The following is an 11842-nucleotide window of genomic DNA, read 5'->3' on the forward strand; positions in this document are numbered from 1 at the left end:
ACTACCTGCCTCCTTTATGATTCTTTTCTTTCTTCCACGTGGTATATGCAGAATATGCGAAGACAATTCCCATGGCAAGATAGAAAATTATCATTTCAAAGTTCCCGGATATCACACATACGACTGCACATACAAACCAGATCAATGCTAAAATTCCCCGAATATATACATGTCTCATCGTGTTTCCCTCCTTTTCGCTCTTTCCTTTTTCTGTCTTTATCATACTCCGGAAACTGCAGCTCTGCGGGAATGTCCGCAATCAGCAGGTTTTTGACCATGAAAAAACCACAAGACCGTTCATTCTGCCTCGTGGTTTGTAAATCTTATGTTTCAACGGATACAGCCTGATAAGAGAGGGTTGCGACTGCGTAAAATGTATCTTCTGTATGGGAAGTCTGTACCATGCCTTCATATTTTTCAGCTGCGGTCTGGGCGCTTTTTAATCCCCATCCATGCAGTCCGTTTTCTTCCTTTGTCGTTTTTAAGCTGCCGTTTTCCTGTTTTAATGTGGTCTCAAGACCATTCTCTATTTTTATGACCAGCATTTGATGAATCCGGCGGATTGTCAGCCGGATCCATTTTCGCTTCGGGTCTGATGCCTGCCCGGCCGCTTCCAGCGCATTGTCCAGCAGATTGCCGAGAATCGCACACAGATCAATGCTTTTTATATTCATATGTTTTGGGAATTCCACCTGCACTGTAAATTGAATATCGTTGTCCTTTGCTGCCGCTGCCTTGCTGCTGATCAGGTAATCTACCGTTTCATCTCCCGTCCATACAGCGTCTGTCATTTTCCGAACCGGCGCCTGCAGTTCGTCAAGGTACTCAACTGCCTCTTTTGTTTTCCCGCGGGAGAGAAACTGCCTCAGAATTCCAATATGATTATGGAAATCATGAAATAGTTTTGCATTCATTTCATAGGCCCGGTTCAATGTGATATAATCCCGCTCTAATAACTCCGCCTGCTCTGTTTTTAATTTTGCCAATTCTTTCTCCATTTCATATTGTCGTCTCATATTATAAATCAGCACTGCCATCATAAAGACAAGAGCCAGAATCATCCACATATCCAGCGTCTCATCCTCAATAAACAAAGTCTCTTGTTCCGTTAGAGTCACAATTCCGAGAAAACCTGCCACACCGATTGCAGAAGCTATGCGAAATCCTGCTTTCTCCGTCATATCCTGCTTTCTGGAAAGATATAGAATCAGAAATATTAAAATGACATAAAATATCCAGACTGCAGTCTGGCCCTGCTTCGTCTGAACGTCCAGAAATTTGCTGGAGTGAAACAGCACGCCCAGCCACGCGGAAACCAGAAACTGCCAGAAGGCTGCCGCAATTTCATAAAAAATCCCAAGAAAAAGACTGAGTCTCGTATCTGTATGCTGCAGCTGTCTGGAACAGATTGTAATCCAGACAGCTTCCAGTGCAAAACGATAGAACTCCGGCAGGCTCGTAAAATGGAAAATCAGACAAATCACTGTCATACCGGTCCACGCTGCCGTTATAGTCCTCAAGCCTAATCTTTCTGTCGACAGAATTCGTGAAATGAGATATAAACCTGCAGCAGCCCGCACCCATGCTGCTGCAATATTTGAGATAATAAAAATCCAGTCTGTCATATATGCATCCCCCAATATCGATTGATCTGTTCTTTTACTTTCTGCAAATGTGAGCGGCTGATGGAAAGAGAAGTTCCATTTTTCAGGACTGCCATTCCGTTTTTTATCTGCATAATATGGATGAGATTGACAATGCAGCCTCTGTCGATATAGATAAATTCCTCCGCATTCAGTTCATCATAAACCTGTGCCAGACTTTTGCGCACTTTCGAGCTGCCGTTTTCCGTTACAATATTTGCGTTTTTTCCGTCACGATCAATATAATAAATCAATTTATAAGGGATTTTCTCCAAACGGCTGTTGGTCTGAATGATGTAATTTCTTCCTTCTTCCAGTTCGATCAGTTTCACTGCATCTTTAATTGCGGATGGAAGCCGTTTGTCGATGTCATCTTTTGGCACATAGCGAAACACTGATAATTCAAATGCATCAATTGCGTATTCGATATGGGATGTTATAAAAATAATTTTTATGCTTGGAAGAAAGGGTTTTATTTTTTCTGCAATCTCCATGCCGCTGCTTCCCGGCATTTCAATATCCAGTAAGATCAGATCGTAGAAAAAATGGTCTTCTGTGATATCATACAGTAAATTGTCGCTGGTGGTATACTCTTCTATCTCTCCGGCACTGCCGCACTGCCTTAAGCAGTCTTCTGCAATTTCCCTATGCAGTCTGACAGCTGCAATGTCATCATCACAAATCGCAATCTTCAGCATTCCGTCACCCCATTTCTCTTTCATCCTTGATATGAAAAAATCCAGTTCTTCTCTGATATTTATTTTACTACACCTGTTATCTTTCCTGCAACATTACAAAAGGACCTGTTCTTCGCAGCCGCAAAGAACAGGCCCTTCTTATACTTTTTTTCTTATTTTAATGCTTCGCTTACTTTTACAAGTTCGTCTCTGATCTTAATATGCTGTGGACAGACTGCTTCGCATTTTCCACATTTGATACATTCTGCCGCAGGCTTTCTTCCATGGGCTCCTACCAGCCATTCTTCCTGATGTTTAGCTGCTGCCACATCTCCGTATAATGTCAGATAGTTCATGGCCGTGAAGGATCCGGAGATTCCAATTTCCTTCGGGCAGACTTTTGCACAGTAATTGCATGTGGTACATGGAATCAACGGAATCCGGTTCAATTCTTCCTGTGCTTTTTTCAGTGTTTCTTTCTGTGCATCTGTAAGTCCATGGAAGTCTTTCATGTAAGATAAGTTGTCTTCCATCTGTTCTACATTGCTCATACCGGAAAGAACTGTAATCAGTCCGTCTAAATTAGCCGCGAAACGGATTGCCCAGGATGCAACGGAACTTTCCGGTTCTGCTTCCTTGAAAATCTTCTGTACAGATTCCGGAGGATTGGCAAGCATTCCTCCTTTGACCGGCTCCATGATAATCACAGATTTTCCGTGGGCACGTGCCACTTCATAACATGCTCTGGACTGAACCGCAGGATTTTCCCAGTCAGCATAGTTGATCTGCAGCTGAACAAATTCCATTTCCGGATGCTGGTTGAGGATTTCTTCCAATTCTTCCGGTGTGGAATGGAAAGAGAATCCCATATGTTTGATCTGTCCGCTTTCCTTCTTCTCTTTGATCCAGTTCCACATATCATAGTCATCAAAATATTTCGTACGGGTCTCACCCAGATTATGAAGCAGATAGAAATCAAAATAGCCTGCTCCTGTCTGCTTCAGAGAAGTATCAAACTGCTGGATGGCCTCTTCTCTTGTCTTGCAGTTGATCCATGCCGCATTCTTTGTTGCCAGCTGGAAACTTTCTCTCGGATAACGTTCTACCAGTGCCTGTCGAATGGCGTCTTCAGAGCCTGCATACGCCCAGGCCGTATCAAAATATGTAAATCCGGCATCCATGAACATATCAACCATCGTCTTTGTCTGTTCGATATCGATCGCTCCGTCTTTCTGCGGAAGGCGCATCAGACCAAAACCAAGTTTTTTAATGTCTTCACCTAAATATCCCATGTCTTTCCTCCTTGCTTTCTGTATTTTCCATTTTTTATTATATTTTCATTTTCCTTGACATGGAATAACCAAAAATGCTACGCTGTATTTACTCAAAGTAAACGCAAAAAGAGGTGACCTTTATACTCAGTCAACAATTGCAGATTTTTCTTCAGGTAGTAGATGCTGGCAGTTTCTCTAAAGCTGCCAAGCGGCTTCTCGTAACACCGGCTTCTGTTATGAAGCACATGAACACATTGGAAAACCGCCTGGGTATGACTCTTCTAAAACGAAGCAATCATGGTATTCAGCTGACAGCTGCTGGAAAATCCTTGTACGAAGATGGAAAAAGGATGTTCGCTGATGCAGAAAATGCTATTGCGAGAGCCAGAAATGCAGAACTTTCAGATGGAATTACCATAAGAGTCGGCTCTTCCCTCCTCAATCCAAGCAGTGTCTTGTCGAATCTCTGGGCACCGCTTCGTGAAAAATATCCCCAGTATAAGTTTCGCATTGTCCCATATGAAGATAGGAAGGAACAGATTCTGTCTGTGATCGGGTCTCTCGGAGAACGAATGGATGTTTTAGTCGGCTGCTTTAATTCCAGAGCTATGCTGAAAATGGCGGATTACCTGCATCTGGGAAATTATCAGCTTTGCGTGGCCGTACCCAAAGGGCACCCCCTGTGTTCCAAAAAGAAACTGTCTCTTCAAGATCTTCACGGAGAACGGCTTGTCATGATCAAAAGCGGAGATACCGAACTTCTGGATTATTTCCGCACTATATTGAATATGACGCATCCTCAAATCATGATCACAGATGCCGGATATTACTATGATATGGATACCTTTAATATGTGCGAACAGACCGGTATGTTTCTTCTTACATTAGATGCATGGTCTGATATCCATCCGTTTTTAACAACACTGCCTGTGCAGTGGGATTATCAGATTCCATATGGAATTCTTTATCCAAAAAATCCTTCCAGCGATGTAAAAAACTTCATAGAAATCATAAAAGAAGAAATCGTTAGGGAAAAATAGATTGCCTATTACGCAGAAAACCACCGGCTCATTCTGCTGCCAGTGGTTTTCTATTTATTATTTTGATTCTATTTTCCTGCGGCCTTTTTCAGCTGCATCATATCTCCATTCTGAATTGCCGGAAGATTTTCCTTAATTTTATATTCCGGCCAGTCCCACCATTTGATTTCCTCTAATGCAGAAATCACTTCATCTGAAAATCGTTTTCTGATTGGTTTTGCCGGAATCCCCCCAACAATCGTATATGGCTCCACATCCTTTGTAACCACCGCTCGGGTTCCGATAATCGCTCCATCTCCAATGGTCACTCCAGCAAGAATGACAGCCTCATATCCAATCCACACATCATGCCCTATTACAATATCCCCTTTGTTATCCCATGCCTGTGTGACATTTTCTTTCAGAAGATCCCATTCTTTAAAAAATAATGGAAATGGATAAGTAGATAATGATGATAATGTATGGTTTGCGCTGTTAAAAAGAAATTTTGCCCCGCACGCAATAGAACAAAATTTCCCGATTTTCAGCTTATCATGATTGATTGGATACTGGTATAATACATTATTTTTCTCAAACAGCACCGGATCATTTACAAAGTCATTATACATCGTAAAATCTCCGACCGTGATATTTGGATTTTGAATGACAGGTTTCAGATAAATGGTCTCTTTATCCCCTGTCCTCGGATATATCAGTTTCTCTGGAATCGTCATATTCACCCTCCTGTAATACTTCATTTACTTTTGATACAACCATTCCAGATAATGCACTGCAGCGTTTCATTGCAATCACCTCTTCACAGACTATTATAGATCAGAAATAATCTGGATTGCAATCTCTTTTGCTTTGGTGCTTGTAACATCTGCTCCATTCGTTTTTCCAAGATAAACACAAAAATACTTCCGCTGGCCGGAAACATCTGCAAATCCTGTAAACCATGCGTCTGTCGTAATTCCATTATCTTTCCCCATGCCGGTTTTCCCATAGATTGCAATATCTTTTTCTTTATCCTGTGATGTCAGCATTACCTGCTTTAACCGACTGAGGCTTTCTTTTGAATAAGATGATGTATCCCCAAAGATCCTTTCCATTACTTCTGTCTGCTCTTTTGGAGATATTTTCAAGGATGATTCAATCCAGAATCCAGTCAGTGCCCTGTTATTATTGTTTGTGTTCTGCTTCCCTTCCCAGTCAGAAATATCACAATTCCCATAGGACAGCTTGTCCAGTTCTTTCTGCATCCGTTCTTTTCCTATATCGTCAATGACTTCCCTGAAATACCAGACACAGGACACACGAAATGCTTCCTCAAAAGAAATATCCTGATTCCAGCCGCTATTCCAGAATTGTTCTCCACTCCATTCGCGGACAGAATGATCTGGATCAATCACTCCGTTTTCCAAAGCAGTCAGAGAAGATATGATTTTAAAAGTGGAGCAGGGAGATCGCCGTGTCTTCGCCAGATCCTGATTATATATCTGATAACGATTTTCCTCCGGTTCATAAATGACGGCGGCGCCATTTAACCCGGCAAAATCATCGGACCAGTCTTTTTCCTCAATCTTTGTTTCTGGTTCTTTTTCTTTTGTTTCTGCAGATTTCGAATTGGAAGATTCATGATTTCCGCCGGAACACCCGGTAAAAAGAAAAGGAATCAGGAAGACCAGAAAAATGCCAATGGTTTTCAGCTTCCTGGGATTCATCTTCATTTCTGAAATAATCAATCCTAATAATGTAAAAATAACCCCTAATCCTGACATCCATGTAATCCGTTCGCTAAGAATCAATACTGAAGTGATAACTGTAATAACTGGTGTCATATAGATATAAATACTGGTTTTTACGGCTCCCAGTTTTTTCACCGCAATATTCCAGGTAACAAAGCAAAGCGCAGATGCGCCGAGCCCAAGATATAAAATATTTAATAAATTCTTAGGGTCTGCAAACCCTGTAACATCAAAGCGCAGATCAAAAATCCATGCCGCCGGTATCATAAATAAAATTCCATAGAAAAAAGTTCTTCGTGTTGCCAGAACAACCGGATATCCAAATCCGCTGATCTTCTTTGTTAAAATAGAATAAATCGCCCAGACAGCTGCCGCAAGGATTGCAAGAAAATCTCCCATCGGATTCAGCTGAAGCTTTGCGCCATTTAAACTGATCATAACAGTTCCTGCCATGGCAATGATAAAACCAGCGAAAAAATTAACCCGGAATTTTTCTTCTGAGCCAATAAAAATGTGAGCCAGAATCGCCGTAAAAAATGGTGCAACTGAAATAATCACACCAACATTGGATGCCAGCGTGTAAGTCAGCGCGATATTTTCCAGCAGATAATACAGGCAGATTCCTGACAGACCCGCTGCCGCAAATACGACTTCCTGCTTCCAGCCGGCAGTTTTCAACCATTTCGGACAGATGATCCAAAGGGCAAGAAATCCCATTACAAACCGGAATACCAGGATTTCAATAGGCTTAAATTCCACAAGCAGTATTTTAGTTGATATAAAGGTCGTTCCCCAGATGAGGATTGTAAGCAGCGCAGCTCCATGACCTATGTAATCTTTATTTTTCATCTTTTTCATTTCCCTTCTTTTCTTCTATAAAAGATTTGGCGGTAGGCTCCCGGAGCAACTCCGATCAGGCGGCTGAAATAGTTTGTAAAATGACTCTGGTCTGAAAAACCTGTCTTTATGGCTACTTCTGCCGGTGCCATTCCCTCTCCCAGCATCTGTTTGGCCTGATGAATTCGGATTGTTTCCAGGTATCGATACGGCGTGATACCTTTTTCCTTTGCGAACGCACGCAGCAGCGTCGATTTGCTAAGACCCGCATACCTGCTGATTTCTTCCAGGCTGATGTGCTCCGAAAAGTTTTCTTCCATAAATCTGCAGGCTTTTTCCACTTCTTCTCTGCATGCCGGAATATTTTTATAAAAATTCGGTTCGTATTTCTCAAACAGAGCTGATAAAACCGTTAAAATTTTTTCTTCTTTCACGAAAGCTTTTTCCTGATCCATTATCATTTCATGTAATAAGCGGAAGCTGCGGATAATTTGTGCATCTGACATAATATGTTTTGAAAATCTTGGGAGTTTTCGTTCTCCGGTCATATCCTCTGACAGATCAAGCATCACTGATTCAGGTATGTTCAGTCCCCTGTAATCAAGAAGATTCCGGCCTTTCTGCGTACAGGCATGATTGTCATAAGGATGAAATATGATCATATCACCTTTTGTGATTATATAGTCTCTGCCGTCACAGGAAAGGCTCCTGCTGCCGTCTTCCATCAGTCCGAATACATAGTGATCATGAAAATGCTCAGGAAAAGGCCGGGCAATGCCTGTCAGACGATATGCTTCCAGCCTCAATGTTTTATCGTATACGATTGTCCTTACTTCTTTCTTCATGTTATCGCTCCTACAGGGGAATATTTTAACATGCGTAGAGAGAAAAGTCTTGTAAAATATCTTCATATATTTTAATCAGAAATTTTTCTTTTTATATCAATAACTTGATTTGTAATTTCTTTATATTTGCAACTGGTATGTTAAGATCTCAATCCACGCTCCCGCGAGGGGAGCGACTGCAAATATAACCAATTATCATTGGTTCATTTTGTTACATATCACTAATTAATTAAATTTATTAATATATCTTATTTTTTATAAGTATATCACGTCCTTTCTATTACTTATTTTCACTCATATATAACGGTGCGACTCTCTCTAGAAATTTCTGATTGCTTATTGTTCGCACCACTTTATATAATTCCAAGAAACAGAAAGAGAATTCCTGAAATAATCAAGACCTTAGATCACCTTGTTTAGTTCCAGTCTTTCGTCTCACTTATTACTTCTACTTCATCTAATATTAGCTCTGACTCAAGAAAAAATTTAATCAGTAATTTACATATTTCCCTAACAGTATTTTCATTCTCTTCTCTCGTAAATCAATTAAATGGAAGTTCTTTCTCGACCTCCTGTATATCATGCGTTTCCTCCGGGGCTCGCCTAATGTATTGATCTATTATATTGCCGGGAATTGGCACATCATGTTCAACCAATAAAGCAATCAATTTTCTGATATCTTTATTTTGTTCTTCAATCTTTTCCAAAGCGGCGGAATACTCTGCTCCTAAATAATCCAGCTGTGCAAAGTATTCACTATCTATCTTATATCCTGTTTTCCTTCGTTTACTCATTGATTTTCCTTTCTCTTATTTATCTTTTATGGCAAACTCTTCCTTTAAAACATACTACCGGTACATTGTTGTCCTTACTTCTTTCCATTGTTCTCTTTCATCTCTTTGAGATTTTTTTCGGCATATGATCAATTCTGCCAATGATTTCTTCCGGGTAAATTCCACAGCCTCTTTTAATTCTCCCACTTCACATGCCTGTAGAGACAGACGCACCTGCAGAAAGAAATCTATTTTTCTGTCTTCCAGAAATGCTTCTGTCAGATTCTTCAATCTGGCATTTTCTATGTGGAACATCATCCATGATTTCATATTCCGCATAAAAGACAACAATGTGATATGATTCCCTCTATATATTTCTAAATCTTCCATTTCTGCAAAATTTGAAAGAAATTCATAGTTTTCCAAAAACTTAAAAATATAACAGCTTCTGACTTTGGTATGAGATATAAGATATTTCATAATCTCCGGATCAGACACTTCTTCTCTGGAGAGATAAACATTTGGCATCAGCATATTCATTGCATGTGCTGTCTGCTCCCATGGAATGGGAATCGTAAGTCTGGATTTCCCTTCTTTTGTGATTCCTGAAGATATAGGATCCCTTCTTTTCTCTTCTAGCCTTTTCATGAATGCTTTCAGCATCCTTTTATCCTCACCTATATTACAAAATTTTATTTTTCCCTAATTCCCAGAATGCCACTGCGCTTGCTGCCGCCACATTCAATGAATCCACACCATGTGCCATTGGAATTTTTACGGTATAATCACATTCTGCTATGGTTCCTGCCGCCAGCCCATCTCCTTCTGTTCCAAGAATCAGCGCCAGCTTTTCTTCCGCTGCCAGTTCTGGATCATCAATACGAATAGAATGATCACTTAATGCCATGGCCGCTGTCTTAAATCCTTCCTTTTTCAAAATTTCCATTCCCTGATCCGGCCAGGACTGTTTCTTGTCAAAAAATGTCCACGGAATCTGGAAGACCGTTCCCATGCTTACTCTGGCTGCACGCCGGTACAACGGATTGCTGCATCCTGATGTCAGTAAAACCGCATCGATATTTAAGGCTGCCGCAGAACGGAAAATCGCTCCAACATTGGTAGGGTTCATAACATTTTCCAAAACTGCGATTCTTCGTGCATTTCTGCATACTTCTTCTGCCGCCGGCAGTTCTTTGCGGCGCATGGCGCAGAGCATTCCTCTCGTCAAAGGAAATCCTGTCAGATTTTTAAGGAGTTCAAATTCTCCCGTATATACCGGTATATCTCCACATTGCTCAATAATTTCTTCTGCCTGTCCTGTAATATCCTTTTCTTCCATCAGAATCGAAAGCGGTTCGTATCCTGCGTCAAGCGCAAGCTTGATTACTTTTGGGCTTTCGCAGATAAAGATTCCCGTATCCGGTTCATAATAATGCAGCAGCTGTCCCTCTGACAGCCGGGCGTAGATATCTAATTCCGGTGTCTGCAGATTTTCAATTTTTACAATATTACCCATACACTGTCCTTTGTTTGTCATCTTCTTTTCAACTCCGTATATTTTTCTTTGCTTCCATATGCTTTTTCTACCGGATATTTCTCATTATTTTTCTTTACTTTGTCTCTTATGATTTCATCCAGATCCAGCCCGCAGGCATCTGCCATCAGAATGCTGTAATTTAATACATCTGCTAATTCTTCCCGTATCTGATCCATCTTTTCTTTACAATATACATCTTCGCCGCTCCACTGAAATATTTCCAGCAGTTCTGCAGCTTCCAGGCTGATAGATATTGCCAGATCCTTTGGGTTATGAAACTGCTTCCAGTTTCTGTCATCCCTGAATTTTAATACCTGATCGATCGTTTCCTGATTCATTTTTCCCTCCTTATTCTGATTTTTATTTTATCATATCCCGGTATAAGAAAAAACTCCTGACCTTCCTATGATACATTCTTCAAAAAACTGATTTTCAGAAGAATCTTTCATAGTTGGTCAGGAGTTTTGTTTTATCCGAGCAGTGAAACCGACATCATCGAAAGCAGTGGGATTGTCACTGCTGACAGCACTGTAGTAACTGTAAATATTTCCGATGCATATCTGGCATCTCTTCCATATTTCTCTGCAAACATAATGGTTGTTGCTCCTGCCGGACAGGCGGTTGCAATAAAGACCGTGAAAGAAATATAAAATTCCAGATGCATCAAATACAAGACTGCTACACTAGTCAGCGGAAACAGCAGAAGCCTTACAAAACTTACAGAATACAGCCTTACATTTTTCAGACTTTTTAAAATATTAGTCCGGGCAAGATTGGATCCTGCAACGATCATTGCCAGCGGTGTATTCATATCTGCTATCATCTGAACCGGTTCTGACACAATTTCCGGAAGATGAATCTGCATAACAAAACAAAAAACACCGATAAATACGGAAAGGATCGCCGGAGAGACCAGATTCTTCCACGCGGATTTTAAATCACTTCCGCCTCCCATGATCCAGACGCCATTGGTCCACACCAGAATGTTAAATACTGTAACATAGGCAGTCAGATATAATACGCCTTCTGCCCCCAGAATTCCATCTACCAGTGGAATTCCAATAAAAGAACAGTTGGAGTAGATCGTACTCATCTTTTCCACAGAAAGGCGGTGGTCATCTCCTTTATAAATAATATTAGCCAGAACGATCATGATGATAAATGCGATGATCGAAGCCAGCAGTGTCCATAATAATCCGTAAAAGAATTCTATATTAAAATCCATCTGATATGACTGGAAGATCAGAAGTGGAGATACCAGCATCAGCAGTAAATTGGACATTTTCTTCGTGGTATTTTCATCAATCAGCCCTGTTTTGCAGGCAATCACACCTCCCATCATGATAATAAACATTTCAACGATTTTTTCTAATACAACAGCATTCATAATATTTTTCAAATTCCTCCCAATTTTTAGTCTAAGGCATATTTTACCACCAGTTGTATACATTAGACAATATTTTTCTGCAGCATAATACAAAAAAGTGCA

Annotated in this window: 13 protein-coding genes and 1 pseudogene; 1 reads left to right on the forward strand and 13 read right to left on the reverse strand. The window is 40.6% G+C overall.

The annotated features are described in order from the left end of the window. Position 1 precedes the first annotated feature (1 nt). The 4 genes from JMF81_RS02600 to JMF81_RS02615 form a co-directional block, all read right to left on the reverse strand. Positions 2-178, reverse strand: a complete 177-nt coding sequence (locus tag JMF81_RS02600) for a hypothetical protein (protein ID WP_201309906.1) — start codon at positions 176-178, stop codon at positions 2-4. Positions 179-323: 145 nt separating this feature from the next. After that, on the reverse strand, positions 324-1625 hold the full coding sequence (locus tag JMF81_RS02605) for a sensor histidine kinase (RefSeq protein WP_201309907.1): 1302 nt from the start codon (positions 1623-1625) through the stop codon (positions 324-326). Then, positions 1622-2365: a LytR/AlgR family response regulator transcription factor gene (locus JMF81_RS02610; RefSeq protein WP_330611441.1), complete on the reverse strand. Its 744-nt coding sequence runs from the start codon at positions 2363-2365 to the stop codon at positions 1622-1624. Before JMF81_RS02610 ends, JMF81_RS02605 begins: the two co-directional genes overlap by 4 nt. A 128-nt stretch (positions 2366-2493) precedes the next feature. Then, on the reverse strand, positions 2494-3612 hold the full coding sequence (locus JMF81_RS02615; RefSeq protein WP_201309908.1) for an aldo/keto reductase: 1119 nt from the start codon (positions 3610-3612) through the stop codon (positions 2494-2496). Positions 3613-3725: 113 nt separating this feature from the next. Here JMF81_RS02615 and JMF81_RS02620 point away from each other — a divergent pair, with 113 nt between their 5' ends. Next, entirely contained in the window at positions 3726-4634 is a 909-nt protein-coding gene (locus JMF81_RS02620) for a LysR family transcriptional regulator (protein ID WP_243282521.1), read from the forward strand. Between the two features lie 68 nt (positions 4635-4702). On the opposite strand, the gene JMF81_RS02625 is transcribed toward JMF81_RS02620, so the two are convergent. The 9 genes and pseudogenes from JMF81_RS02625 to JMF81_RS02665 all read right to left on the reverse strand — a co-directional run bounded on the left by JMF81_RS02625 (position 4703) and on the right by JMF81_RS02665 (position 11752). Further along, entirely contained in the window at positions 4703-5347 is a 645-nt protein-coding gene (locus JMF81_RS02625) for a CatB-related O-acetyltransferase (protein WP_201309910.1), read from the reverse strand. A 93-nt stretch (positions 5348-5440) separates the two neighbouring features. Further along, positions 5441-6343, reverse strand: coding sequence for a penicillin-binding transpeptidase domain-containing protein (locus tag JMF81_RS16735; protein WP_308805583.1), 903 nt, complete (start codon positions 6341-6343; stop codon positions 5441-5443). Then, positions 6338-7210 (reverse strand): annotated as a pseudogene (locus JMF81_RS16740) (DMT family transporter); the annotation flags it as partial. The pseudogene JMF81_RS16740 and the gene JMF81_RS16735, both read right to left, overlap by 6 nt. 5 nt (positions 7211-7215) lie before the next feature. Next, a complete protein-coding gene (locus JMF81_RS02640; protein ID WP_201309911.1) occupies positions 7216-8043 on the reverse strand; it encodes a helix-turn-helix domain-containing protein in 828 nt (275 codons plus the stop codon). A gap of 542 nt (positions 8044-8585) precedes the next feature. Beyond that, complete coding sequence (locus JMF81_RS02645; RefSeq protein WP_201309912.1) at positions 8586-8837, reverse strand: hypothetical protein; 252 nt, start codon at positions 8835-8837, stop codon at positions 8586-8588. Between the two features lie 54 nt (positions 8838-8891). Further along, the gene (locus JMF81_RS02650) at positions 8892-9464 is read right to left on the reverse strand and encodes a hypothetical protein (RefSeq protein WP_201309913.1); all 573 of its coding nucleotides are present in this window, start codon (positions 9462-9464) and stop codon (positions 8892-8894) included. A 34-nt stretch (positions 9465-9498) separates the two neighbouring features. Next, the gene (locus JMF81_RS02655; RefSeq protein ID WP_201309978.1) at positions 9499-10332 is read right to left on the reverse strand and encodes a TrmH family RNA methyltransferase; all 834 of its coding nucleotides are present in this window, start codon (positions 10330-10332) and stop codon (positions 9499-9501) included. A 17-nt stretch (positions 10333-10349) separates the two neighbouring features. Next, entirely contained in the window at positions 10350-10691 is a 342-nt protein-coding gene (locus tag JMF81_RS02660) for a nucleotide pyrophosphohydrolase (RefSeq protein WP_201309914.1), read from the reverse strand. A 131-nt stretch (positions 10692-10822) separates the two neighbouring features. Further along, a complete protein-coding gene (locus tag JMF81_RS02665) occupies positions 10823-11752 on the reverse strand; it encodes an AEC family transporter (protein ID WP_201309915.1) in 930 nt (309 codons plus the stop codon). Positions 11753-11842: the final 90 nt, after the last annotated feature.

The sequence above is a fragment of the Anaerostipes butyraticus genome, from assembly GCF_016586355.1.
In the GTDB taxonomy this organism is placed as follows: Bacteria; Bacillota; Clostridia; order Lachnospirales; family Lachnospiraceae; genus Anaerostipes; species Anaerostipes butyraticus.

What these genes read in the sequence shown, in the direction of transcription:
- JMF81_RS02600 (WP_201309906.1), bottom strand. Translation starts at nt 178, where the DNA reads ATGAGACATGTATATATTCGGGGAATTTTAGCATTGATCTGGTTTGTA.
- JMF81_RS02605 (WP_201309907.1), bottom strand. Translation starts at nt 1,625, where the DNA reads ATGACAGACTGGATTTTTATTATCTCAAATATTGCAGCAGCATGGGTG.
- JMF81_RS02610 (WP_330611441.1), bottom strand. Translation starts at nt 2,365, where the DNA reads ATGAAAGAGAAATGGGGTGACGGAATGCTGAAGATTGCGATTTGTGAT.
- JMF81_RS02615 (WP_201309908.1), bottom strand. Translation starts at nt 3,612, where the DNA reads ATGGGATATTTAGGTGAAGACATTAAAAAACTTGGTTTTGGTCTGATG.
- JMF81_RS02625 (WP_201309910.1), bottom strand. Translation starts at nt 5,347, where the DNA reads ATGACGATTCCAGAGAAACTGATATATCCGAGGACAGGGGATAAAGAG.
- JMF81_RS16735 (WP_308805583.1), bottom strand. Translation starts at nt 6,343, where the DNA reads ATGAAGATGAATCCCAGGAAGCTGAAAACCATTGGCATTTTTCTGGTC.
- JMF81_RS02640 (WP_201309911.1), bottom strand. Translation starts at nt 8,043, where the DNA reads ATGAAGAAAGAAGTAAGGACAATCGTATACGATAAAACATTGAGGCTG.
- JMF81_RS02645 (WP_201309912.1), bottom strand. Translation starts at nt 8,837, where the DNA reads ATGAGTAAACGAAGGAAAACAGGATATAAGATAGATAGTGAATACTTT.
- JMF81_RS02650 (WP_201309913.1), bottom strand. Translation starts at nt 9,464, where the DNA reads ATGAAAAGGCTAGAAGAGAAAAGAAGGGATCCTATATCTTCAGGAATC.
- JMF81_RS02655 (WP_201309978.1), bottom strand. Translation starts at nt 10,332, where the DNA reads ATGGGTAATATTGTAAAAATTGAAAATCTGCAGACACCGGAATTAGAT.
- JMF81_RS02660 (WP_201309914.1), bottom strand. Translation starts at nt 10,691, where the DNA reads ATGAATCAGGAAACGATCGATCAGGTATTAAAATTCAGGGATGACAGA.